The sequence below is a fragment of the Pantoea sp. GM01 genome, assembly GCF_000282675.1.
Taxonomy (GTDB): domain Bacteria; phylum Pseudomonadota; class Gammaproteobacteria; order Enterobacterales; family Enterobacteriaceae; genus Pantoea; species Pantoea nemavictus.
In genome coordinates this window covers 30,345-52,705 of sequence record NZ_AKIU01000084.1, presented here as the reverse complement: position 1 = coordinate 52,705, position 22,361 = coordinate 30,345, and the positions used below count along the sequence as shown (strand labels likewise).

Annotated in this window: 26 protein-coding genes and 1 other annotated feature; of the genes, 10 read left to right on the top strand and 16 right to left on the bottom strand. The window is 53.3% G+C overall.

The window, feature by feature from the left end; all coding sequences use genetic code 11:
• Positions 1–255: 255 nt before the first annotated feature.
• The 14 genes from PMI17_RS21295 to PMI17_RS21235 form a co-directional block, all read right to left on the bottom strand.
• Positions 256–714: an NlpC/P60 family protein gene (locus tag PMI17_RS21295; protein WP_007892697.1), complete on the bottom strand. Its 459-nt coding sequence runs from the start codon at positions 712–714 to the stop codon at positions 256–258.
• A 69-nt stretch (positions 715–783) separates the two neighbouring features.
• The gene (btuD, locus tag PMI17_RS21290) at positions 784–1,530 is read right to left on the bottom strand and encodes a vitamin B12 ABC transporter ATP-binding protein BtuD (protein WP_007892695.1); all 747 of its coding nucleotides are present in this window, start codon (positions 1,528–1,530) and stop codon (positions 784–786) included.
• On the bottom strand, positions 1,531–2,076 hold the full coding sequence (locus tag PMI17_RS21285) for a glutathione peroxidase (protein WP_007892693.1): 546 nt from the start codon (positions 2,074–2,076) through the stop codon (positions 1,531–1,533).
• A gap of 39 nt (positions 2,077–2,115) precedes the next feature.
• Positions 2,116–3,099, bottom strand: coding sequence for a vitamin B12 ABC transporter permease BtuC (gene btuC / locus PMI17_RS21280; RefSeq protein WP_007892691.1), 984 nt, complete (start codon positions 3,097–3,099; stop codon positions 2,116–2,118).
• 90 nt (positions 3,100–3,189) lie between these two features.
• Entirely contained in the window at positions 3,190–3,558 is a 369-nt protein-coding gene (locus tag PMI17_RS21275; protein ID WP_007892689.1) for a DUF2502 domain-containing protein, read from the bottom strand.
• A 190-nt stretch (positions 3,559–3,748) separates the two neighbouring features.
• Positions 3,749–4,051, bottom strand: coding sequence for an integration host factor subunit alpha (ihfA, locus tag PMI17_RS21270; protein ID WP_007892687.1), 303 nt, complete (start codon positions 4,049–4,051; stop codon positions 3,749–3,751).
• Positions 4,052–4,055: 4 nt separating this feature from the next.
• Positions 4,056–6,443, bottom strand: coding sequence for a phenylalanine--tRNA ligase subunit beta (gene pheT, locus PMI17_RS21265; protein WP_007892682.1), 2,388 nt, complete (start codon positions 6,441–6,443; stop codon positions 4,056–4,058).
• 14 nt (positions 6,444–6,457) lie between these two features.
• Positions 6,458–7,441, bottom strand: coding sequence for a phenylalanine--tRNA ligase subunit alpha (gene pheS / locus PMI17_RS21260; RefSeq protein ID WP_007892680.1), 984 nt, complete (start codon positions 7,439–7,441; stop codon positions 6,458–6,460).
• Positions 7,442–7,512: 71 nt separating this feature from the next.
• Positions 7,513–7,638 (bottom strand) — a sequence feature (Phe leader region).
• Positions 7,589–7,633, bottom strand: coding sequence for a pheST operon leader peptide PheM (gene pheM / locus PMI17_RS25430; protein WP_106120997.1), 45 nt, complete (start codon positions 7,631–7,633; stop codon positions 7,589–7,591). Its footprint overlaps the feature before it by 45 nt.
• A gap of 115 nt (positions 7,639–7,753) precedes the next feature.
• The gene (gene rplT / locus PMI17_RS21255; RefSeq protein WP_007892678.1) at positions 7,754–8,110 is read right to left on the bottom strand and encodes a 50S ribosomal protein L20; all 357 of its coding nucleotides are present in this window, start codon (positions 8,108–8,110) and stop codon (positions 7,754–7,756) included.
• A 94-nt stretch (positions 8,111–8,204) separates the two neighbouring features.
• Positions 8,205–8,402, bottom strand: a complete 198-nt coding sequence (gene rpmI / locus PMI17_RS21250) for a 50S ribosomal protein L35 (protein WP_004157374.1) — start codon at positions 8,400–8,402, stop codon at positions 8,205–8,207.
• A 99-nt stretch (positions 8,403–8,501) separates the two neighbouring features.
• Positions 8,502–9,053 (bottom strand): translation initiation factor IF-3, encoded by a 552-nt coding sequence (gene infC / locus PMI17_RS21245; RefSeq protein WP_036621995.1) that lies wholly within the window; start codon positions 9,051–9,053, stop codon positions 8,502–8,504.
• The gene (gene thrS / locus PMI17_RS21240; protein WP_007892653.1) at positions 9,049–10,986 is read right to left on the bottom strand and encodes a threonine--tRNA ligase; all 1,938 of its coding nucleotides are present in this window, start codon (positions 10,984–10,986) and stop codon (positions 9,049–9,051) included. The genes infC and thrS overlap by 5 nt, the downstream gene beginning before the upstream one ends.
• A gap of 246 nt (positions 10,987–11,232) precedes the next feature.
• Entirely contained in the window at positions 11,233–11,994 is a 762-nt protein-coding gene (locus tag PMI17_RS21235; protein ID WP_007892650.1) for a YdiY family protein, read from the bottom strand.
• 331 nt (positions 11,995–12,325) lie between these two features.
• Between PMI17_RS21235 and ghoS the strand changes: the two genes are divergently transcribed.
• Together ghoS and PMI17_RS21225 are read left to right on the top strand one after the other, a co-directional pair.
• Positions 12,326–12,616, top strand: a complete 291-nt coding sequence (gene ghoS / locus PMI17_RS21230; protein ID WP_007892647.1) for a type V toxin-antitoxin system endoribonuclease antitoxin GhoS — start codon at positions 12,326–12,328, stop codon at positions 12,614–12,616.
• An 89-nt stretch (positions 12,617–12,705) separates the two neighbouring features.
• Positions 12,706–13,599, top strand: coding sequence for a fructosamine kinase family protein (locus PMI17_RS21225; protein WP_007892644.1), 894 nt, complete (start codon positions 12,706–12,708; stop codon positions 13,597–13,599).
• Positions 13,600–13,603: 4 nt separating this feature from the next.
• Here the strand turns inward: PMI17_RS21225 and PMI17_RS21220 are convergent, their stop codons facing one another.
• On the bottom strand, positions 13,604–14,140 hold the full coding sequence (locus tag PMI17_RS21220; protein ID WP_007892642.1) for a YniB family protein: 537 nt from the start codon (positions 14,138–14,140) through the stop codon (positions 13,604–13,606).
• A gap of 141 nt (positions 14,141–14,281) precedes the next feature.
• Between PMI17_RS21220 and hxpB the strand changes: the two genes are divergently transcribed.
• The 6 genes from hxpB to PMI17_RS21190 all read left to right on the top strand — a co-directional run bounded on the left by hxpB (position 14,282) and on the right by PMI17_RS21190 (position 19,575).
• Positions 14,282–14,950: a hexitol phosphatase HxpB gene (gene hxpB, locus PMI17_RS21215; RefSeq protein ID WP_007892639.1), complete on the top strand. Its 669-nt coding sequence runs from the start codon at positions 14,282–14,284 to the stop codon at positions 14,948–14,950.
• A 156-nt stretch (positions 14,951–15,106) separates the two neighbouring features.
• Positions 15,107–15,943 (top strand): 5-dehydro-4-deoxy-D-glucuronate isomerase, encoded by an 837-nt coding sequence (gene kduI, locus PMI17_RS21210; protein WP_007892636.1) that lies wholly within the window; start codon positions 15,107–15,109, stop codon positions 15,941–15,943.
• A 13-nt stretch (positions 15,944–15,956) separates the two neighbouring features.
• Positions 15,957–16,718 (top strand): 2-dehydro-3-deoxy-D-gluconate 5-dehydrogenase KduD, encoded by a 762-nt coding sequence (kduD, locus tag PMI17_RS21205; protein ID WP_007892633.1) that lies wholly within the window; start codon positions 15,957–15,959, stop codon positions 16,716–16,718.
• A gap of 140 nt (positions 16,719–16,858) precedes the next feature.
• Positions 16,859–17,449: a metal-dependent hydrolase gene (locus tag PMI17_RS21200; protein WP_007892630.1), complete on the top strand. Its 591-nt coding sequence runs from the start codon at positions 16,859–16,861 to the stop codon at positions 17,447–17,449.
• Between the two features lie 153 nt (positions 17,450–17,602).
• Positions 17,603–18,994 carry an L-cystine transporter gene (locus PMI17_RS21195; protein ID WP_007892621.1) on the top strand — a complete coding sequence of 464 codons (1,392 nt, stop codon included), beginning with the start codon at positions 17,603–17,605 and terminating at the stop codon, positions 18,992–18,994.
• A 197-nt stretch (positions 18,995–19,191) separates the two neighbouring features.
• Entirely contained in the window at positions 19,192–19,575 is a 384-nt protein-coding gene (locus PMI17_RS21190; protein ID WP_007892617.1) for a DUF6515 family protein, read from the top strand.
• Between the two features lie 58 nt (positions 19,576–19,633).
• Here PMI17_RS21190 and osmE read toward each other — a convergent pair whose 3' ends face one another.
• Positions 19,634–19,969, bottom strand: a complete 336-nt coding sequence (osmE, locus tag PMI17_RS21185) for an osmotically-inducible lipoprotein OsmE (RefSeq protein ID WP_007892614.1) — start codon at positions 19,967–19,969, stop codon at positions 19,634–19,636.
• Between the two features lie 192 nt (positions 19,970–20,161).
• On the opposite strand from osmE, the gene PMI17_RS21180 reads away from it, so the two are divergent.
• Both PMI17_RS21180 and nadE read left to right on the top strand, forming a co-directional pair.
• Positions 20,162–21,352 (top strand): multidrug effflux MFS transporter, encoded by a 1,191-nt coding sequence (locus tag PMI17_RS21180; protein WP_007892611.1) that lies wholly within the window; start codon positions 20,162–20,164, stop codon positions 21,350–21,352.
• A gap of 117 nt (positions 21,353–21,469) precedes the next feature.
• On the top strand, positions 21,470–22,297 hold the full coding sequence (gene nadE / locus PMI17_RS21175; protein ID WP_007892610.1) for an ammonia-dependent NAD(+) synthetase: 828 nt from the start codon (positions 21,470–21,472) through the stop codon (positions 22,295–22,297).
• Positions 22,298–22,361 lie beyond the last annotated feature (64 nt).

Sequence of the window (22,361 nt, the reverse complement as noted above, 5' to 3'; positions counted from 1 at the left end):
ATAGGACCAAACGTTTGAAGAGATGCCGTTTTCAGTCTTATTACGTCGGTTTAAGCCGCAAATAATACTTAAGCCAAATAAGCCGGGGTTAATGTCCATACCAATTAAATAAAATTACGCTTTATTTTTAGTATTAAATCAATGGCGGGTAAAGTGCCATTTTAAATGATAGTTAAATATCGGCACAATTCGGATTTAATTCAGGGTGAATAACCCTTATTTTTTCGCGCTTTTAATGCTCAAACAGATCCACGTTTAGATGCGACGCGCCTGCCAAAATACTTTGCGCCAGTAAACATTGTCCAGCGAGGAGCGAATCACACCCTGACTGGTAGAGGCGTGAATAAAGGTGTTGTCGGTATCATAAATACCCACATGCAAACCATTTTCTCCACTACCGGTTTTGAAGAACACCAGATCGCCAGGCAGCAGATCGTCTTTATTGATACGGGTACCAATGTCGGTTTGATCGATAGTCGAACGCGGTAGCTGCATGTCGAATTTATCGCGGAAAGTGAGATAGACAAAACCCGAGCAATCGACACCACCCCGACTTAAACCGCCGTAGCGATAGGGCGTGCCACGCCAGCGGCTAAGCTGCTCGTTGAGCTGGGCAATTACGGTGATGGAATCGGACAGACGACCATTCGGCGGCGGTGCATGATGGCTACAACCGGCCAGCAACAGTGCCAAAATAAAAATCGTCAGCCGCATCAGCGTTTTCCTTCATTCCTTGTCCGGCTGACACTTTAGCGGCAAAGCGCTACGGCACGCAATGCTCTGTCAGGGAATAAACAGCAGCGGACCTTGTGCGGTATCGATTTGTTCAAACGGAGTTTGATAGAGTGGCGCTAATTGTGCCGCAGTTAACACCGCGCTGGCCCTGCCCTGTTTAACCACCTCGCCCCGATGCATCAACCACACGCGGTCGGCATGGCGCAGGCTGTGATTAAGGTCGTGGCCGCTGGCGACAATTGCCAGACCGCTACGGTACAGCTCAGCCAGCAGCTTATCGACTGCCCGCTGCTGCGCCACATCCAGCGCACTCATTGGTTCATCTAATAGCAGCAGCTTGCCGCGTGGATTAAGCGCCGGATGGACCTGTAGCACCACGGCAGCCAGACGCACCCGTTGCCACTCTCCGCCGGAAAGCTGCGTCACACTGCGGGTCAGCTTGTCTTGTAGCCCCAGTTGGGCCAGTACGTCTTGTAAAACATCGTCGGTTTCAGCCGTGAGTAGCGCGATGTGCATACGCAGATAGTGCCACACCGGCATCTGTCCCGGCGCCATCTGCTGCTGAGGCAGCCAGCCACGCAGCTGCGCCAACGCCGCCCCGCTAAGCGCCGCCAGCGCTGTACCGCCGATCAGCATGCTGCCCTGGCTCGGCAACAAGCCTGACAGCATCGCCAGCAGCGTACTTTTGCCGGCACCGTTCGGCCCAACCAGGTGCACCAGTTCACCGGCGTTGACGCAAAGTTCGACCGGAGCCAGTCGCCCTGAGACGCTGGCTCCGTGGCACTGCAGCACCATTTACTCTGCCAGCGCCTGCTCAACGCGTTTCAGAATGATCGGGTCATCCGGCGTCATATCCGGTGAGAAGCGGGCAATCACCTGGCCCTGCTTATTGATGAGGAATTTCTCGAAGTTCCACAGAATATCGCCCGGCGCTTTAGGTGCACGGCCTTTACTCTCCATACGTTCGAGGAACCCGCTGCCTTCCGGACGCTGCGCAACCGGTTGTGCCACCGTCAGCTGCGCATACAGCGGATGACGCTGTTCACCGTTGACATCGGTTTTATCAAACATGGGGAAGGTAACGCCGTAAGTGGTGCTGCAGAAGGTTTTGATCTCTTCGTTACTGCCCGGCTCTTGCTCGAGGAATTGATTGCACGGGAAACCGAGCACACTGAAATTTTTATCCTGCCAGGCTTTTTGCAACGATTCCAGCTGCTCATACTGCGCCGTCAGGCCACATTTTGAGGCCACATTCACCACCAGCAATACTTTTCCTTCATATGCTGCCAGCGTGGTTTTCTCTCCATCCAGCGTGACCAGTTCAGTTTGATAAATGCTCATAGTCGATTCCTGTTGTTGATAACACGTTGCCAGCCAAAGCTAGCGCGAAGACTTCACTAATAACACGATAAACAGCGGCGCGCCGAGCGTGGCGGTTACCACACCGATCGGCAGTTCGGCCGAGGTTAAAACCAGGCGAGCAATAATATCTGCGCCGAGCAGTACCGCCGCACCCGCCAACGCTGCCGCCGGAAGCAAATAGCGGTGATCGCTTAAACCACTGAGGCGTAATAGATGCGGAATGACCAGGCCAACAAAGCCAATTGCGCCGGCCATCGCCACGCTAACGCCGACTAACCAACCCATAGCCAGTACCAGCAAATTGCGCCACAGCAGCAGCGGCAAACCCAGCTGACGCGCTGAGGTTTCACCCAGCGCCAATAAGTTAAGCGTACGCGCGGTAGCAATTAGCAGCAGCGTGACCGGCAACAGCGCCAGCATCATCCAGCCATAGCGCCAGTCAATGCCGCTAAAACCGCCCATCATCCAGTACATGAGCTGGCGCAGATCGAGGCTGGTGCTAAAGTACACCGCCCATGTCATGATCGCGCTACAGATAATGCCCAGCGCTACGCCGGTTAGCAGTAAACGGCTCACCGATAACTGTTGGCGCGCGAAATGCAGCAGAAGAAGCGTAATCAGTAGTGCGCCAGCCATCGCCGCCAGCGCTAAGCTCCATAACGAGCCGTTACCGAGCATCACGCCCATCACCAAACCAATGCCGGCGCCATTAGACACGCCAAGCAAGCCCGGTTCCGCCAGCGGATTATTGAACAGTGCCTGCATCACCACACCACATACCGCCAGCGCCGCGCCAACCAGCACCACTGCCAGCGTACGCGGCATGCGCAGTTGCCAGACGAACAGATCGCCATTGGCCGAAAACCATTGGGTGGGGGAAATCCAGCTGTCACCGGCACACAGGCTAAGTCCAATCAGCAGCACTAACAGCACGCTGAGTGCGATAAGCCAGCGCTGGCTGCGGCGATTTGCCTGACGGGCAAGCTGATCCAGCAGAGTCATAGATAAGATTGGCTGAGAAAACAGAGATTTGATTGTAGAGGGATTACAGCAAAAAGAAAGCGGCGCTGTGAAGGCGCCGCTGGACGTGTATTACTGATGCGGAGGAATCGGCTGGCCGTGATTATCATGCTTCTGCTGCTTATCACGCTGATCGTGATGCTGCGGCTGCTGATGTGGCTGGCGTGGGTTATCCCGGTGCGCACCATTGCCTGGATGCTGGGCCTGCCAGCCGTTACCGTTCCAGTAACCGTGCGGGCCTTTGGTGCCAATACGCTGGTTATGATGCTGCTTCCACCAGGTTGGCGCACGCCAGTCGTAACCATCCCAATAGTAGCCACGCTTATCTTGATCGCCAATATGAATGGAAACACCTGGCGTGTTGATGTTGACGGAAACATTGGCGCTAGCCAACAGCGGCATGCCTAACAGGATGCTTAATAAAAGTGCGATCTTCTTCATTATTCAAACCAGTTGCTGTGTGATGGCGCTGTTATAACAAAAGCGTTGCTACAGTCACTATCGGCGCGGACCGATTTTCACCCTATTTTCCGGATGCTTACGCAATCCTTACATCGTGAATACATCGTGCAGAACGGCCAGTTTTCAGGCAAAAAAAAGGCCGCTAAGCGGCCTTTTTGTCGTACTGAAATTAGTCAGCATCCTTGGGTGTCGCGTTCTCAACGCGACTTTTCAACTTCTGTCCCGGACGGAATGTCACCACTCGGCGCGCGGTGATAGGAATATCTTCCCCCGTCTTCGGGTTACGGCCCGGACGCTGGTTTTTGTCACGCAGATCAAAATTACCAAATCCGGACAGTTTTACCTGTTCTCCGTTTTCCAACGCGCGGCGAACCTCTTCAAAAAAAAGTTCAACCAACTCTTTGGCATCACGTTTGCTCAACCCGAGTTTTTCAAACAGGTACTCTGACATTTCAGCTTTTGTAAGCGCCATAGGTTCAATCCCTCAAGGTTGCCTGGAATCGCTCTTTTAATGCCGCAACGCATTTGGCAACGGTCGCGGCAATCTCCTCTTCTTCGAGTGTCCGGCTGGTATCCTGCAAAATCAGGCTAATCGCAAGGCTCTTTTCACCTTCGTTTACGCCCTTACCACGGTACACGTCAAACAAGTTTACGCCAACTACCTGATTTACGCCAACTTTCTTACACTCCGCAATGATATCTGCTGCTGGCACGTTTTCAGCCACCACCACAGCGATATCGCGACGGTTTGCCGGGAAGCGTGAAATCTCGCGCGCATCAGGCAGGACGCGGTCTGCGACCTTATTCCAAAGCAGTTCAAACACTAAGGTGCGACCATTAAGATCCAGCTTACGTTCCAGCTCTGGATGAACCACACCGATAAATCCGATTCGTTCACCGTGTAAATAAATTGCGGCGCTTTGTCCTGGGTGCAGCGCCGGATTGGCTTCCGCACGGAAGGAAATCTCATCGAGTTTACCGGTCAAATCCAGCAGCGATTCTAAATCGCCTTTCAAATCATAGAAGTCAACCGTCTGACGCGCCAGATCCCAATGCTCTTCGTAGCGATTACCGCTTAAAACACCGGCCAGCATAAGATCCTGGCGAATGCCCAGATCGGCCTGTGTATCAGGTACAAAGCGCAAACCGCTCTCAAACAGGCGCACGCGGCCCTGCTGACGGTTTTGGTTGTACACCACCGCCCCCAGCAAACCGGTCCACAACGATAGGCGCATCGCCGACATGTCGCTTGAGATCGGGCTTGGCAGAATCAGGGCTTCTTCACCTGGATGCAGCAGTTGCTGCAGTTTTGGATCAACGAAGCTATAAGTAATCGCTTCCTGATAGCCTTTATCAACCAACAGATTTTTCGCGCGTTTCAGCGACAGATCGGCTTCGCGATGCTGCGTCATGATCAGGCTGGCCTTTACCGGCACATCGGGGATGTTGTTGTAGCCGTACACGCGAGCCACTTCTTCCACCAGGTCTTCTTCGATAGCCATATCGAAGCGCCAGCTTGGCGCTACGGCTTGCCATTCACCGCTACCCACCGTCACTTCGCAACCGAGACGCGTCAGGATATCGGTCACCTGATCGTCGGCAATGACGTGGCCAATTAAACGGTCAAGCTTTTCACGACGCAGCGTGATGGTGGCGCGCGGCGGCAACGCATTCGCGTCAGTTTGATCGATAACCGGGCCGGCTTCGCCGCCACAGATCTCCAGCAGCAGCTGTGTGGCACGCTCAATCGCCTTGTGCTGCAGCGCGGGATCGACACCACGCTCGTAGCGATGCGATGCGTCGGTATGCAGGCCCTGACGACGTGCACGACCGGTAATCGCCAGCGGATCAAAATAGGCACACTCAAACAGGATGTTTTGCGTCTCTTCATTTACGCCCGAATGCTCGCCACCAAAGATGCCGCCCATCGCCAGCGCTTTGTGGTGATCGGCGATCACCAGCGTATCACTGCTCAGTTTGGCTTCGGTACCATCCAGCAGCGTGAGCACTTCGCCCTCTTTCGCCATGCGCACCACAATGCCACCGTCGATGCGGTCGAGATCAAAGGCGTGCATTGGTTGGCCGAGCTCCAGCAGCACAAAGTTGGTGATATCGACGACCGGATCGATTGAGCGAATACCGCAGCGACGCAATTTTTCACGCATCCACAACGGCGTGGCTGCTTTCACATTCACCCCTTTTACTACGCGGCCAAGGTAGCGCGGGCACGCTGCGCTCGCATCAACGCGAATCGGGAACGTATCGCTAATCGTCGCGTTGACCGGCTGAATGGCAGGCGCGGTCAGCGGTAAACCGTTTAGTACCGCCACATCACGCGCAATACCGATGATGCCGAGGCAATCGGCGCGGTTTGGCGTGACGCTGATTTCAATGGTGTTATCGTCCAGCTGCAGATAGCTGCGGATATCGGTACCAATCGGCGCATCAGCAGGCAGCTCAATGATGCCGCTGTGATCGTCGGAAATGCCCAGTTCTGAGAATGAGCACAGCATGCCTTCAGACGGCTCGCCGCGCAGTTTTGCCGCTTTGATTTTGAAATCGCCCGGCAATACCGCACCCACGGTGGCCACCGCCACTTTCAGGCCCTGACGGCAGTTTGGCGCGCCGCAAACGATATCCAGCAGGCGATCGCCGCCAACGTTGATTTTGGTAACGCGCAGTTTGTCGGCATTCGGATGCTGGCCGCACTCAACCACTTCACCCACGACAACACCGGTGAAAGCACCGGCAACCGGATCGACGCCATCCACTTCGAGGCCGGCCATGGTGATTTGCTCAGACAGCGCAGCGCTGTCCAGGGCTGGATTTACCCATTCGCGTAACCAGAGTTCACTGAATTTCATTGGATAACCTGCCCTTATTTAAATTGTTTGAGGAAACGTAAATCATTTTCGAAGAAGGCGCGCAGATCGGTCACACCGTAGCGCAGCATGGTGAGACGCTCCATGCCCATGCCAAAGGCAAAGCCTGAATACACTTCCGGATCGATGCCCACGTTGCGCAGTACGTTCGGGTGCACCATGCCGCAACCCAGTACTTCCAGCCATTTGCCGTTTTTACCCATCACATCTACTTCCGCAGACGGTTCGGTAAACGGGAAGTAAGAAGGACGGAAGCGGATTTGCAGGTTCTCTTCGAAGAAGTTGTTCAGGAAATCGTGCAGCGTGCCTTTCAGATTGGTGAAGCTAATGTCTTTATCGACAATCAAACCTTCCATCTGATGGAACATCGGTGTGTGCGTCTGATCGTAGTCGTTACGATAAACGCGGCCTGGCGCGATGATGCGGATTGGCGGCTGCTGATTTTTCATAGTGCGAATCTGCACGCCTGAAGTTTGGGTACGCAGCAAACGCGTGGCATCAAACCAGAAGGTGTCGTGGTCGGCACGCGCCGGGTGATGCCCCGGAATATTCAGCGCATCAAAGTTATGGTAATCATCTTCAATTTCCGGACCGGTCACTACCGCAAAACCGAGTTCGCCGAAGAAGTTTTCGATACGATCGATGGTACGAGTGACCGGATGCAAACCGCCATTCTCAACGCGACGACCTGGCAGCGACACATCGATGGTTTCTGCCGCCAGACGCGCGTTCAGCTCAGCGCTTTCCAGCGTCTCTTTGCGCGCGGTAAGGCGATCCTGCACTTGCTGCTTGGCATCGTTGATAACCGCACCGGCTGCTGGACGCTCTTCTGCTGGCAATTCGCGCAGCGTGGTCATTTGCAGCGTCAGGTGCCCTTTCTTACCCAAAAATTCGACGCGCACGGCGTCCAGAGCAGCGATATCCGCCGCCTCGTCGATGGCGGCCGTGGCACGGGCCACCAGGTCTGCGAGTTGGGACATGATTTCCTCTTCTTCCAGCCGGGCTGGTCAGTTCTCGTTGGGATCGTGTGATCCGATTAAGTGTCGCCAGAAATAAAAAAGCCTCCACGAGGGAGGCTTTCAGCGCGATTTTTCGTTTCTTTTCTTATGCGCAAAAGCCCCTGATGTTCAGGCGCTAAAGTAAAAAAAGAAACGGAAAATAGCAGCATTCATGCTTGCGTTACCTTGTCATGTTAGAAACCGCACTATTGAAATGCGCAGCGGCCAAAATGTCAATCTTTTGCGCGAGTTGCGGGTAATAAAAAAGGGAGCAAGCTCCCTTTTTCAACTGACTTACGCCAGAGCTGATTTTGCTTTTTCAACAAGTGCAGTAAATGTCACTTTGTCGAATACAGCGATGTCAGCCAGAATCTTACGGTCGATTTCAATAGAGGCTTTTTTCAGGCCATTGATGAAACGGCTGTAAGAGATACCGTTCTGACGAGCCGCAGCGTTGATACGCGCGATCCACAGTTGACGGAACTGACGCTTACGTTGACGACGGTCACGGTAAGCATACTGACCAGCTTTGATAACAGCCTGGAAGGCAACGCGGTATACACGTGAACGTGCACCGTAGTAGCCTTTAGCTTGTTTTAAGATTTTCTTGTGACGTGCGCGAGCAATTACACCACGTTTAACGCGAGCCATGTGAGCTCTCCTTTATCATATTCTGTGACGCCTTATACCCTGCAAGCCAATGGCCGTTACGCAACGTTTTCAGGCAAATTTATAAAAAGTTTACTTATGCGTACGGCAGGCAGGCAATAACCAGACCCAGATCGCCTTTAGACACCATGCCTTTCGGACGCAGGTGACGTTTACGCTTAGTAGACTTTTTAGTCAGAATATGACGCAGGTTTGCGTGCTTACGCTTGAAGCCACCAGAAGCGGTCTTCTTAAAGCGCTTAGCGGCGCCACGTACAGTTTTAATCTTTGGCATTTTTACAAATATCCACTTCGCATTGTTAATAAAATGAATCAGATAGGCGAATAAAAATCCGCGCAACGCAAGCGCTGCGCGGCATTATTACTTGAAGGCCTACTGTTTCTTCTTAGGAGCGAGCACCATGATCATCTGACGACCTTCGATCTTCGAAGGGAAGGATTCGACAATCGCCAGATCCATGTCTTCACACAGATCTTTACGGACGCGGTTAAGCACTTCCATACCGATCTGCTGGTGCGCCATCTCACGACCGCGGAAACGCAGCGTGATTTTGGCTTTATCGCCCTCTTCCAGAAAGCGAATCAGGTTGCGTAGTTTGACCTGATAGTCGCCATCATCGGTACCAGGACGGAATTTGATTTCCTTAACCTGGATAACTTTCTGCTTCTTCTTCTGTTCCTTAGAAGACTTACTCTTTTCATAAAGGAACTTGCCGTAATCCATAATACGGCAAACCGGCGGTTCGGCGTTCGGGCTGATTTCAACTAAATCTACGCCAGCTTCTTCAGCTTTCTCAATGGCTTCACGCAAGGTGACAATGCCAAGTTGCTCACCGTCTACGCCAGTTAAGCGCACTTCGGTGGCTCGGATTTCGCCGTTGATACGGTTCGGACGTGTCGGTTGTACTCGTTTTCCGCCTTTAATAACCTGTTTCCTCTAATTGGTGAAGATGTCGGCTGCGAATCTCTTGTTGCAGCTTCTCAACAAACACATCTACGTCCATGCTCCCAAGGTCTTTACCACGGCGGGTGCGCACGGCAACTTTGCCTGCTTCCACCTCTTTGTCACCGCAAACCAGCATATAAGGGACGCGACGTAATGTGTGCTCGCGGATTTTAAAGCCTATCTTCTCGTTTCTCAAGTCTGCTTTGACACGAATGCCCGCATTCTGCAATTTCTTTGTCAGTTCACTGACATATTCTGACTGACTGTCGGTGATATTCATCACTACAGCCTGCACCGGCGCCAACCAACTCGGGAAGAATCCAGCGAACTCTTCGGTCAGGATGCCGATAAAGCGCTCCATCGAACCGAGAATTGCGCGGTGAATCATTACCGGTGTCTGGCGATCGTTGTTTTCGCCGACAAAAGTAGCGTCCAGACGCTTTGGCAGGGAGAAGTCTAGCTGAACGGTGCCACACTGCCAGGCGCGGTCGAGACAATCGTACAGGGTAAACTCAATTTTAGGGCCGTAGAAGGCACCTTCTCCTGGCTGATATTCGAATGGAATGTCATTCTCTTTCAGCGCTTCTGCCAAATCCACTTCCGCACGATCCCACATTTCGTCGGTACCGATACGTTTTTCCGGACGGGTCGACAGTTTCACCACGATTTTTTCAAAACCGAAGGTGCTGTACATGTCGTATACCATGCGGATACAGCTATTCACCTCATCACGTACCTGATCTTCGGTACAGAAGACGTGAGCATCATCCTGAGTAAAGCCGCGTACACGCATCAGACCATGTAACGCACCTGAAGGTTCGTTACGATGGCAGCTACCAAACTCCGCCATACGCAGCGGCAGGTCGCGGTAGGATTTCAGACCCTGATTAAAGATCTGCACGTGGCCTGGGCAGTTCATGGGTTTGATGCAATATTCACGGTTCTCTGAAGAGGTGGTGAACATCGCTTCTTTGTAGTTTTCCCAGTGACCGGTTTTTTCCCACAGCACACGGTCCATCATGAACGGACCCTTTACTTCCTGATAGTCGTACTCTTTCAGCTTGGTACGCACAAACACTTCCAGCTCGCGGAAGATGGTCCAGCCGTCATTGTGCCAGAACACCATGCCCGGTGCTTCTTCCTGCATGTGGTACAGATCAAGCTGCTTACCGATTTTACGGTGATCGCGTTTCGCCGCTTCTTCCAGGCGCTGCAAATAGGCAGCCAACTGTTTTTTATCCGCCCAGGCCGTACCGTAGATGCGCTGCAGCATTTTGTTATCGCTGTTGCCGCGCCAGTAAGCTCCGGAGATTTTCTGCAGTTTGAAGTGATGGCAGAAACGCATATTCGGCACGTGCGGACCGCGGCACATGTCGATGTATTCTTCATGGTGATACAGGCCAGGACGGTCGTCATGGCTGATGTTCTCGTCAAGAATAGTGGTTTTATAGCTTTCGCCACGCTCGGCAAACACGTCACGTGCTTCCTGCCAGCTCACCTTCTTCTTAACAACATCATAATTGCTTTCAGCCAGCTGGTGCATACGTTTTTCCAGCAGCTCAAGATCTTCCTGAGTTAACGTATGTTCCAGATCGACGTCATAATAGAAACCGTTATCGATCACCGGGCCGATAGCCATCTTGGTGTTTGGCCACAGCTGCTTAATCGCATGCCCTAACAGGTGTGCACACGAGTGACGAATGATTTCTAAACCGGCGTCGTCTTTAGCGGTAATAATCGCTACCTGAGCATCTTCGGTGATGGGATCAACCGCATCAACCAACTCGCCATTCACGCGACCGGCGATACAGGCTTTCGCCAAACCCGGTCCAATATCCAGAGCGATATCCATCACGCTAACGGGACGGTCAAAGCTGCGCTGGCTGCCATCAGGAAGAGTAATTACTGGCATTTCATATCCTTAAATGCAGTGGTAAGCCACACGAAAGCCTACATGCAAAACTGAGTTTCGTAGTGTGTAACCCGGCGTGATGTCAGACCCACGTTGTCGGAATGACGCCAGGAATGTAAAGCGGCGATGATAATAGCAGCTTTCGCCGCCGATCAAAACCCGTGCGGAGATTCGCTAAGCTAAAGAGAAATAAAAAAAACCGCCGCGAGGCGCAGGCCTGGCAGCGGTGATTCACACACGGCTCGCTTACATCGCGTATGAGAGCTGGATCGTGGTTTTAGTATCGGTACGATCGGGCGCAGATTCTGGTGGGTTGTTATTCCAGGTCACGTTATAACCCAGTTTCAGTGCGAAGTGATCATTGATAGCCACCTGTAACGCGGTTTCTGAGTTCAGCGTGGTGTCTTCACCGAAGCTGCTCAGCACAGATACACCCTGAATAAACTTGGTGGTATCCGTCAGCTGCCACTGGTAGCTCACTGCGCCATAACCCAGCGCTTTGGTTTCATGACCGCCTTCGCGGAAATCATCGTAACGTACACCCGGACCGAATTCAGCACGCAGTGAGTGAACCGGACCGTTGAGGATCTGACGACCGTAACCGGCTGTCAGCACGTCGCGTGAATCATAACCGTTGAAACGATCGCTTAACCAGCTCGCCTGACCAAACAGGTAATCAGCGCTATTAAGGTTGTAACGGCTACGACCACCGATGTTATAGGTCTCAGATGAACGCTCATCGTTAGATGAGTTGTTTGAAGCATTGCCCCAGAGACTCAATGCGGTGTTGGTTTGGTACCACGTCATATTGGTAGCAGCACTCAGCGAAGAGCTGGTGGTGTTACCGGTTTGAGCCAGATAACCCGCTGACGCAGTGCCTTCAAACGGTTTTTTCGCCGTGGAAGGGTCATCCATTGAGGTGAAAACGGCGTTATCTGCCAATGCCTGGTGACAAAATGCTCCAGCAGAGAGCAATAAAATAGCGGACAGCTTGTTGAAGGCTTTCATTAAAAGTAATCCGTACGACAGTTTAAAAAACGAAGAGTTTGAAGCGTTTCTCCGGCCAAGCAATGCAATTTAGCGTAAGTTTTGTAAAAAAGCATGTACTCACAAAAAAAGCCAGGAAAGCCGCTGGAGCGCTCATTTAATGGGATTTCTCCCATTTTCGTTGCGCATTATAGGGGGCAAATAACCAAATAGCAGCCCAAAAACAACAAGAATTCTCTTAACTCTCTTGACGCAGATTTACGTCTCACGCAAAGCAATAAATTGCTCGAAATTCGCTCTATTCAGCCTGCTGGTCTACGCTGAAATCTGTTCGATAACAATGAGGTGAATAATGAGTGACCATGACCTAAAACGTTACATTGTCACGTTGAAATACCAGGAAAATGGCTTGGGTGACTTGCAGTCCGTTAACAGCGCCATGATTAATGGCGGATATAGCACCTCATTAAACGATAATGACGGCCATCCGCATGAACTTGGCACCAACAGCTTTGGTATCGTCAGCGCCTTAGAGGAACATGACGTTGCTGAGCAAGCGGCGGGATATGCCCAAATTGCGCTGGACCATAAACCCGAGGTTGAAGTCACTACGCTGGAAGCATTTCTGAAAAACCAATCCTGACGCATTGTAAAAAACCGCATCGACGTCAGGTTTGCTGAAGTTTTGCGCGTTACAATCGAACTTACGCAGCGAATAAAGAGGATTACCCGATGTGGTCAACCATTAGTCGTCTGTTAAGCGAATACGCCGGCGATGCCGAAATTACTGAACGCCAGGAACTTCCCGGCGGCGACGTTCACCCTGCGTGGCGTATCCGTTACGGGGAATTGGAGGTGTTCGTCAAATGTAATACTCGCGACATGCTCACGCTGTTTAGTTGGGAAGCGGATCAACTTGATTTGCTGGCACGCACGCAAACGGTGCGCGTGCCAAAAGTGTATGGCGTCGGCAACGATCGCGATACCAGCTTCCTGCTCCTGGAGTATATTGCGCCCGAACCCTTAAACGACAAGAGCGCCTTCCAGCTCGGTCAGCAACTCGCGCACCTGCATCAATGGAGCGAGCAACCGCAATTTGGTCTCGATTACGACAACAACATCACCACCTCGCCGCAGCCGAATAGCTGGTTACGTCGCTGGTCGGTGTTCTTTGCTGAGCAACGCATCGGCTGGCAGCTCCAGCTGGCCGCTGAGAAGGGCGTGCATTATGGCAATACCGAGCTGATTGTCGATTGCGTACAGCGCGCTTTAGCCAACCATCATCCGCAGCCCTCTTTACTACACGGCGATCTATGGCCAGCCAACTGTGCAGGTAGCGTCAACGGCCCGTGGCTGTTCGATCCCGCCTGTTACTGGGGCGATCGTGAATGCGATCTGGCCATGCTGAGTTATTACGCTGACCTACCACGCCAGATATATGATGGCTACCATGCTGTTTGGCCGCTGGCAGAGGGTTTCTCACAGCGTCAGCCGGTTTATCAGCTCTATTACTTGCTCAATCGCGCTAACGTGTTCGGCGGCAACTGGACGGGCGAAGCCCAGTTCGCCATCGGCCAGTTGTTAGATGAAGATGTATTGGGAGCTCGTCAGGCCAAACCGGCCTGACGTTTTACAGCATACCGAGCAGCTTAAGCACGAAATACCCGGCGATAGCGATAACGATAGGCAAGATATAAAGCGGGAAAATCTGCAAAAAAATGGTGTGGCGTGGAATGTGAATTTTCTCTTCCAGTTGCATGCGCGTGCGCCCTTCACTGCCTTTAGCCTGTTCCAGGATCAGCTGATCCTCAATTCCCTCTTTAATATGGCGCGACTGACGCCACATCCGAGCACCAGATGCCTGTAAGGCGATGCCGACAAAAATCAGGATGTAGATCAGCCAGAATCCGATATTCGCGCCGCCGTTAAATTCCGGCACCGGTGAGTTTTGCCAGAATACATTGAGAAACGGTGTATTGAACTTCACCATATCGACCATGACATGGACAAAATCGAGCATCACCGCATCAATGCCTGGTTGCTTTTCACTGTGCTTAAACATATAGCCCAGCAGCGAAATGATGGTGGATAGCAGTGACGGTATGAAAATCACCCAGCCAGCCACACGCTTAAGGATGGCGATGCGGCCAGCCTGTTGGTAAGTCATGGTGTCTCCCTGAACCAAAAATAGTTTGCCTAAGTCTACCTGCACTAACGCCATTTTTCCTGAAAAATGCGTGGCCTGCCGTCAGTCGGCTTTCTGCAGGTCTCATGCTAAGGTAAACCAAATTTCAAAGGGAGCTGTTGTATGTCATATCGTCGTCCTGTATTGGCCGCCATTTTTGATATGGACGGATTGCTGATCGACTCCGAACCGCTATGGGATCGGGCAGAGTTGGATATTTTCGCCAGCCTCGGTGTGGATATCACCCGCCGCCACGAGTTGCCGGATACGTTAGGCCTGCGCATCGATCAAACCGTGCGTATGTGGTTCGAAGCGTTGCCGTGGCAGGGGCCGGATCAGCAGGAAGTGACCAATCGCATTATCGCCCGCGCGCTGGCGCTGGTGGAAGAGACGCGGCCACTGCTGCCCGGCGTGGAACAGGCGCTGCAATTGTGCCAGCAGCAAGGTTTGAAAATTGGCCTTGCCTCCGCCTCACCGTTGCACATGCTGGAACGCGTGTTGGCGATGTTCGACTTGCGGAAATACTTTGATGTGCTGGCCTCCGCCGAAGCGTTGCCCTACAGCAAGCCGCATCCGCAGGTCTATCTCGACGCCGCAGCAAAATTAGGTATTGATCCGCTCAACTGCGTCACGCTGGAAGACTCTTTCAACGGCATGATTGCGACCAAAGCCGCACGGATGCGTTCGATTGTGGTGCCCGCGCCCGAGCATCGTGACGATGCGCGCTGGTCACTGGCGAACATCATTCTTACGGATCTTACCCAACTCAGACCTGAACATCTGCACGGTTAATCGCAGCCCGCTCAACGCGGGCTTTTTTATGCAAGTTGATCGATCACGCAAATAAATAAAACATCGTTTCATTTTTATTGAATTCATGTCTCATCCTGCCTAAGATGCCCGAAGACCCGCATCGGGACCATTCCTTTGACTCTTGAGAGGCCTGAGATGGACGTACGTCAAAGCATTCACAGCGATCATGCCAAAACCCTGGATACCACCGGTTTACGCCGCGAGTTTCTGATCGAAAAAATTTTCGACGCCGATAACTACACCCTGACTTACAGCCATATCGATCGCATCATCATCGGCGGCGTAATGCCGGTGCATAAAGCGGTGACCATCGGTCATGAAGTAGGTAAACAGTTGGGCGTCAGCTACTTCCTTGAGCGCCGCGAACTGGGTGTCATCAATATTGGTGGGCCAGGTGTAATTGAGGTAGACGGCAAAACCTGGGAGATTGGCCAGCAGGAAGCGCTGTACGTGGGGCAAGGTGCACAGAGCGTGATATTCCACAGTAGCGATGCTCATCAGCCCGCGAAGTTTTACTACAACAGCGCGCCAGCACATACTCACTTCCCAGACAAGAAAATCACCCTCGACGAGGCCGTAAAAGCCACCTTAGGCGATGCCGCCACCTCCAATCGTCGCACCATTAATAAATTCATCGTGCCGGACGTGCTGCCGACCTGCCAACTGACAATGGGACTAACGCGTCTCGATGACGGTAATCTGTGGAATACCATGCCGTGCCACACCCACGAGCGGCGTATGGAGGTCTATTTCTACTTTGATATGGCCGATGACAGCGCCGTGTTTCATATGATGGGCCAGCCGCAGGAGACGCGTCATTTGTTAGTACACAACGAACAGGCGGTGATTTCACCCAGCTGGTCAATTCATGCTGGCGTTGGAACGCAACGCTATACCTTTATCTGGGGCATGGTGGGTGAAAACCAGGTGTTCGATGACATGGATCACGTCAACATCAGCGCGCTGCGCTAACAAGGAGCGAAGCATGATACTCAACGCATTTAATCTTGAAGGCAAAATCGCGCTGGTGACCGGCTGTAACACCGGATTAGGTCAGGGCATGGCACTCGGGCTGGCGCAAGCGGGCTGTGACATCATTGGCGTCAATCGCGCGGGGCCAGATGATACCCAGGCCAAAGTCGAGGCGTTAGGCCGTCGCTTCTGGTCAATTCAGGCCGATCTCACTAAACCCGCCGTCGTGCCACAGATTGTGCAACAGGCTGTCGCACAGGCCGGGCATATCGACATTCTGGTCAATAACGCCGGCATTATTCGCCGCGAAGATGCACTTAACTTCAGTGAGCAGGATTGGGACGATGTGATGAACATCAACAGCAAAAGCCTGTTCTTCTTGTCGCAGCAGGTGGCGCGGCAGTTTATCGCGCAAGGCAACGGCGGCAAGATCATCAACATCGCCTCCATGCTCTCGTTCCAGGGCGGGATTCGCGTGCCGTCTTATACCGCCTCGAAAAGTGCGGTCATGGGATTAACCCGCCTGATGGCCAACGAGTGGGCGAAACACGGCATTAACGTCAATGCCATCGCGCCGGGCTACATGGCAACTAACAACACCGAACAGCTGCGCAGTGACGAATCGCGCAACGAGGAGATTCTCGGCCGCATTCCATCAGGTCGCTGGGGCATGCCGGACGATATGATGGGTCCCATCGTGTTCCTCGCCTCCAGCGCCTCGGATTATGTCCAGGGTTACACTTTAGCCGTCGATGGCGGATGGTTAGCACGCTAAGCTAACCCGTTCTTTTCCCGCGTCATTGTGGCGCGGGAATGCCAAAATTATTAACGCTTCGTTACAGCGTCACCATTCTCATTCACTGGATAAATCCCTATACTGGATGCATCGACAGTTTTATGCAGCCAGGTTTTATCATGACGGCCGAAGGCCATATTATCTTTGCCATTGCCAGCGCCATTTTTGCCAAGCGCGCGGAACTGACGCCAGTGATGGCCAGCGCCGATTGGTGGCATTTAGTGCCTGCTGCGCTTCTCACCTGCCTGCTGCCCGATATCGATCACCCGAAATCCGTATTAGGCCAGCGGCTGAGGTGGCTATCGCATCCGATTGCCCGCGCTTTTGGCCATCGCGGTTTTACCCACAGTTTGCTGGCCGTGGCGCTCAGCTTATGGCTATTTCAGATCAATGTGCCCGCCAACTGGTTTCTCCCCGCCGATGTGCTGCAGGGGATGACGCTGGGTTATCTCAGCCATATCGTCGCCGACATGCTAACGCCAGCGGGCGTACCCTTGTTATGGCCCTGCCGCTGGCGCTTCCGTTTACCGATACTGAATAGCCAGAAAGGTAACCAATTTGAGCGTGCGCTTTGCCTGGCATTAGTCGGTTATGCTCTGTGGTTCCCACCCGGGCTGCCCTCTTTTGGTGCTAATGGTTGGCCGGAACAGCTGTTTAATACGCTACAAAATGGCGTCGGTCGGCTGGTTAATGGTCAAAACGGTCAATAACCCGACAATTCAAGCGATAAAGTTATAAAACATTCTTTTTGGGTATAAGCCCGCTCCGCACTGAACTGATAACATTCCCAATATTCCCTAAAGGGGACTTACTGTTTTCTGCGCCATCATAATCTCATGGCGCAGCACCTTCTGGAGTTGAGCATGGATATTCCCCTAATTATTAACATCGTGGCGTTTGTCGCGCTGCTGATTCTGCTGAATCGCATTGGTAATCAAAGCTGGAGCCTGTCAAAGCGCGTATTGACCGGTTTGGTATTGGGCGTGGCTTTCGGTCTGGCGCTGCAAACCATTTACGGCGAAAACAGCGCCACGGTAAAAGCATCGATTGGCTGGTTCAACATCGTCGGTAACGGCTACGTTCAACTGCTGCAAATGATTGTGATGCCGCTGGTGTTCGCCTCTATCCTGAGTGCGGTAGCGCGTCTGCATAATGCATCATCGTTGGGCAAAATCAGCGTACTGACCATTGGCGTGCTGTTGTTCACCACAGCGATTTCTGCGCTGGTCGGCGTAATGGTGACCGGCTTGTTTGGCCTGAGTGCTGAAGGTTTGGTACAAGGCGTGCAGGAAACCGCGCGTCTGAGTGCGATTCAAAGCAACTATGTGGGCAAAGTGGCCGACCTCAGCACGCCACAGCTGCTGCTGTCATTCATCCCGAAAAACCCGTTTGCCGATATGGCCGGCGCCAATCCAACCTCGATCATTAGTGTGGTCATTTTTGCTGCCTTCCTCGGTGTGGCAGCGCTGCAACTGCTGAAAGATGACAAGGCTAAGGGCGAGCGCGTACTGGTGGCGATCGATACCCTGCAATCGTGGGTGATGAAGCTGGTGCGCTTGATCATGAAGTTGACGCCGTACGGTGTGCTGGCGCTGATGACCAAAGTCGTGGCGGGTTCTAACCTGCAGGACATCATCAAGCTAGGTGGTTTCGTGGTGGCCTCTTACCTCGGCCTGGCGATCATGTTTGCTGTGCACGCGCTGCTGCTGTCGGTCAACGGCATCAACCCAATGCGCTTCTTCCGTAAAGTGTGGCCGGTGATTACCTTCGCTTTCACCAGCCGCTCCAGCGCCGCGAGTATTCCACTGAACGTGGAAACGCAAACGCGTCGTCTTGGTGTGCCGGAATCTATCGCCAGCTTCTCAGCCTCGTTCGGTGCCACTATTGGTCAGAACGGTTGTGCGGGTCTCTATCCCACCATGCTGGCGGTGATGGTTGCGCCTACGGTGGGTATCAACCCGTTTGATCCGATGTGGATTGCCACGCTGGTGGGGATTGTCACGCTGAGCTCTGCGGGTGTTGCGGGCGTCGGTGGCGGTGCAACTTTCGCCGCGCTGATTGTGCTGCCCGCGATGGGCCTGCCAGTGACGCTGGTCGCACTGCTGATCTCCATCGAGCCGCTGATCGATATGGGCCGTACCGCGCTCAACGTTAACGGCTCAATGACCGCCGGTTCACTGACCAGTCGCTGGCTCGGTTTGACCGACAAGCAAGTGCTGGAGAGCGACGAGCACGCCGAACTGGCGCATCGCTAACGTCTTATGATTTCGATAACGGCAGGCCGCAAGGTCTGCCGTTTTTTTTGCCTTTTTCTGTCGAATTCGCCCCAATCATGGTGCCAGCGTCAGGAAAGCGTTAAGCGTGGTAAACAGAGGAAAAATCGACGGCTTTTCGCTTGAGTTTTCCCTCAGGAAAGCCAATTCTGCTGCTCATCACAGCAGGAGAATCACCGATGAAAAAAGTTATCGCCTCGCTGCTGGCGTTAACCTTATTAACGCCAGCTATCAGTTTCGCTCATCCCGGCGGTTGGGGTCCCGGCCCAGGTCCACATTGGGGTGGAGGCCCGCATTGGGGCGGCCCGGGCCCGTTGCGCTTCTTACCGGAAGCGGCAACCGCCGTGCTACTGGGGGGACTGACCTATTACGTGCTAAACGGCAACTACTATCAGCGTCAGGGCGACACCTACGTGGTGGTCCAGCCGCCTAAAGCGCCGCCCGGCGGCGGGATGCGCGTGCTGGATTTCAACGGCAAGCGCTACTACGTGCAGGAAGGTCATTACTACCAGCGCGAGATTGGCGGCGATTATGTCGAAGTGCCACGCCCTTACGGTTTATAAGCGCGACAACGAAAAACGGCCCGTCAATGACGGGCCGTTTATAATTCTACTGCTGCGCTTACTGAGCCGCTTGCGGATCGGTATCGTAATCTTTACAGCTCTGGAAGCCATAATTCATCACGCGACCGGTATCGTTATAGCTCACGAAGTAGGTCTGAGGTTTGCCATCGCGCTCGCCAATGACATAAGTCTGGCAAGTACCACGCGCGTGAACCATGGTGATCTCCGTGGAGGCTGGACCGGCAATCTGGCGCACCTGATCACGCGTCATCCCTTTCTTCACATCTTTCACTACTGGCTTGGTCACGTAGCTTTCAGCTTTGTCATAAGTCGTACAACCCGACAGGGCTGCCAGCGTCATAGCGGCAGCGATACATCCCATCACTTTATTCATGTTGTTGTTCCTCGTTTTTTTGTCCATGTGAGATAAGCCTGGAACATAAATCCAGATTTATCAACTTTATGGGATAAATTTCACCAAAATCCGAAGCGTTAGGTTTTCGTAAAAATGCTGTGTTGGCGCGCTACGCTTCGTATAATCCCCCGCGAAAAAATACCGATAGTGATGAATTAAGACAGAGGATAAATGACACCTGCACCTTCTAACCGCCTGGCTTATGCCATTACGCTTGGCCTGCTCGCTGCGCTCGGGCCACTTTGTATCGATCTTTACCTGCCTGCCCTGCCGGAACTGGCGCGTGATTTGCAAACGGAAACCGCCACCGCGCAACTGAGTTTGACCGCCGGCCTGCTCGGTCTTGGCGCGGGCCAGCTGCTGTTTGGGCCGATGAGTGACAAATTTGGCCGCATCCGGCCGCTGCTGTTATCGCTGGTGCTGCTGTTTATTGCCTCAATTGGCTGTGCGCTGGCCAAGGACATCAACGCGTTGCTGATAGCGCGTCTGTTTGAAGGATTGGCGGGCGCAGGCGGCGCGGTACTGTCGCGCGCGATTGCTCGTGACATGTATAGCGGCCATGAATTAACGCGTTTCTTTGCGCTACTGATGTTGGTCAACGGATTGGCACCGATTGGTGCACCGGTACTGGGCGGCGCGTTAATGACAGTACTAAACTGGCGCGGCATCTTTGTGGTGCTGGGCTGTATCGCCGTGGTGTTGATTTTCCTCGCGCGCTGGAAATTGCATGAAACCTTACCCGCCGAACGCCGCAGCCAGGGCTCGATTTTTTCCGCATGGGCAGCGCTGGGCCAGGTGGTGACGCACCGTCAGTTTATGGGCTTCTGCCTGACGCAGGGTTTTATGATGTCCGGCATGTTCGCTTACATCGGCGCTTCGCCGTTTGTGCTGCAACAACTGTATGGTCTGACACCGCAGGCCTTCAGCTTCTGTTTTGCTGCCAACGGCCTCGGCCTGATTATTGCATCACAAACCAGTGCGCGCCTGTGTCCGCTGTGGGGCGAATATCGCGTATTGAAAGGCGGTCTGACGCTGGCCTTCGTCGCATCCAGCTGCTTGCTGCTGGCGGGACTAACGGGAGCGGCGCTGCCGATTCTGTTGGTCGCCCTGTTCTTCACCATTGCCAGTAATGGTGTTATTGCCACTACCGCCTCATCGTTGGCGATGCAGAGCCAGGGGCAACGCGCGGGCAGCGCTTCCGCCGTAATTGGCGTGGGCATGTTCACCTTTGGCGCCATCAGCGTACCGATCACTGGCCTTGGTGGCACATCGGTGGTGAGCATGACGGGCACTATTTTTGGCTGCTTTATGCTGGCGATTGTGTCGTTCAATTTGTTAGTACAGAAGTCAAAAAACGTCTGATTTGCCAGCAAATAATCCGCACAACAAACCGTGCGGCTTGTTGTTTGCCGACAGAGGCGTTAGCTTTAGCAGATGATTCGCATTGTGCCGTCAGGCTACTGACTTGAGGAGAGATTCATGTCTTTGCAACAGGAAATCATTGAAGCCCTTGGGGTTAAGCCCGTTATCGACCCGCAGCAGGAGATCCGCGTCAGCGTTGATTTTCTGAAGTCTTACCTGAAAGCCCATCCCTTTTTGAAAACGCTGGTGCTCGGTATCAGCGGCGGACAGGATTCCACTCTCACCGGCATCCTGTCGCAAACCGCGATTCGTGAGCTGCGTGAAGAGAGCGGCGATAACGATTACACCTTTATCGCTGTCCGCTTGCCCTATGGCGTGCAGGCCGATGAGCAGGATTGTCAGGACGCGCTAGCCTTTATCCAGCCGGATCGCACGCTGGTGGTGAATATCAAAGAAGCGATTCTGGCCAGCGAGCGCGCACTGAAAGAGGCCGGTATTAGCGTATCGGATTTCGTACGTGGTAATGAAAAAGCCCGTGAACGTATGAAAGCGCAGTACAGCATCGCCGGCATGACCAAAGGCGTGGTGGTCGGCACTGACCATGCGGCGGAAGCCATCACCGGTTTCTTCACCAAATACGGTGACGGCGGCAGCGATATCAACCCCATCTTCCGCTTGCACAAAGGCCAGGGCAAACAGCTGCTAAAAACGTTGGGTTGCCCGGAGCACCTTTATCTCAAGCATCCTACCGCCGATCTGGAAGACGATCGCCCAGGCTTGCAGGATGAAGTGGCGCTTGGCGTCACCTATCAGCAAATTGATGCTTATCTGGAAGGCAAAACCATTGATGCCGCCGCGGCCAAAACCATTGAAGGCTGGTATCTGAAAACCGAGCATAAACGTCGCCCGCCGATCACCGTGTTCGACGACTTCTGGAAGAAGTAAGCGCGCCCCGTTTCCCGCCGTCGTTGCGGGAAACTTTCTCCTAACCGCTGACTGGCGAGAAAAA

What these genes read in the sequence shown, in the direction of transcription:
- PMI17_RS21295 (WP_007892697.1), bottom strand. Translation starts at nt 714, where the DNA reads ATGCGGCTGACGATTTTTATTTTGGCACTGTTGCTGGCCGGTTGTAGC.
- btuD (WP_007892695.1), bottom strand. Translation starts at nt 1,530, where the DNA reads ATGGTGCTGCAGTGCCACGGAGCCAGCGTCTCAGGGCGACTGGCTCCG.
- PMI17_RS21285 (WP_007892693.1), bottom strand. Translation starts at nt 2,076, where the DNA reads ATGAGCATTTATCAAACTGAACTGGTCACGCTGGATGGAGAGAAAACC.
- btuC (WP_007892691.1), bottom strand. Translation starts at nt 3,099, where the DNA reads ATGACTCTGCTGGATCAGCTTGCCCGTCAGGCAAATCGCCGCAGCCAG.
- PMI17_RS21275 (WP_007892689.1), bottom strand. Translation starts at nt 3,558, where the DNA reads ATGAAGAAGATCGCACTTTTATTAAGCATCCTGTTAGGCATGCCGCTG.
- ihfA (WP_007892687.1), bottom strand. Translation starts at nt 4,051, where the DNA reads ATGGCGCTTACAAAAGCTGAAATGTCAGAGTACCTGTTTGAAAAACTC.
- pheT (WP_007892682.1), bottom strand. Translation starts at nt 6,443, where the DNA reads ATGAAATTCAGTGAACTCTGGTTACGCGAATGGGTAAATCCAGCCCTG.
- pheS (WP_007892680.1), bottom strand. Translation starts at nt 7,441, where the DNA reads ATGTCCCAACTCGCAGACCTGGTGGCCCGTGCCACGGCCGCCATCGAC.
- rplT (WP_007892678.1), bottom strand. Translation starts at nt 8,110, where the DNA reads ATGGCTCGCGTTAAACGTGGTGTAATTGCTCGCGCACGTCACAAGAAA.
- rpmI (WP_004157374.1), bottom strand. Translation starts at nt 8,402, where the DNA reads ATGCCAAAGATTAAAACTGTACGTGGCGCCGCTAAGCGCTTTAAGAAG.
- thrS (WP_007892653.1), bottom strand. Translation starts at nt 10,986, where the DNA reads ATGCCAGTAATTACTCTTCCTGATGGCAGCCAGCGCAGCTTTGACCGT.
- PMI17_RS21235 (WP_007892650.1), bottom strand. Translation starts at nt 11,994, where the DNA reads ATGAAAGCCTTCAACAAGCTGTCCGCTATTTTATTGCTCTCTGCTGGA.
- ghoS (WP_007892647.1), top strand. Translation starts at nt 12,326, where the DNA reads ATGAGTGACCATGACCTAAAACGTTACATTGTCACGTTGAAATACCAG.
- PMI17_RS21225 (WP_007892644.1), top strand. Translation starts at nt 12,706, where the DNA reads ATGTGGTCAACCATTAGTCGTCTGTTAAGCGAATACGCCGGCGATGCC.
- PMI17_RS21220 (WP_007892642.1), bottom strand. Translation starts at nt 14,140, where the DNA reads ATGACTTACCAACAGGCTGGCCGCATCGCCATCCTTAAGCGTGTGGCT.
- hxpB (WP_007892639.1), top strand. Translation starts at nt 14,282, where the DNA reads ATGTCATATCGTCGTCCTGTATTGGCCGCCATTTTTGATATGGACGGA.
- kduI (WP_007892636.1), top strand. Translation starts at nt 15,107, where the DNA reads ATGGACGTACGTCAAAGCATTCACAGCGATCATGCCAAAACCCTGGAT.
- kduD (WP_007892633.1), top strand. Translation starts at nt 15,957, where the DNA reads ATGATACTCAACGCATTTAATCTTGAAGGCAAAATCGCGCTGGTGACC.
- PMI17_RS21200 (WP_007892630.1), top strand. Translation starts at nt 16,859, where the DNA reads ATGACGGCCGAAGGCCATATTATCTTTGCCATTGCCAGCGCCATTTTT.
- PMI17_RS21195 (WP_007892621.1), top strand. Translation starts at nt 17,603, where the DNA reads ATGGATATTCCCCTAATTATTAACATCGTGGCGTTTGTCGCGCTGCTG.
- PMI17_RS21190 (WP_007892617.1), top strand. Translation starts at nt 19,192, where the DNA reads ATGAAAAAAGTTATCGCCTCGCTGCTGGCGTTAACCTTATTAACGCCA.
- osmE (WP_007892614.1), bottom strand. Translation starts at nt 19,969, where the DNA reads ATGAATAAAGTGATGGGATGTATCGCTGCCGCTATGACGCTGGCAGCC.
- PMI17_RS21180 (WP_007892611.1), top strand. Translation starts at nt 20,162, where the DNA reads ATGACACCTGCACCTTCTAACCGCCTGGCTTATGCCATTACGCTTGGC.
- nadE (WP_007892610.1), top strand. Translation starts at nt 21,470, where the DNA reads ATGTCTTTGCAACAGGAAATCATTGAAGCCCTTGGGGTTAAGCCCGTT.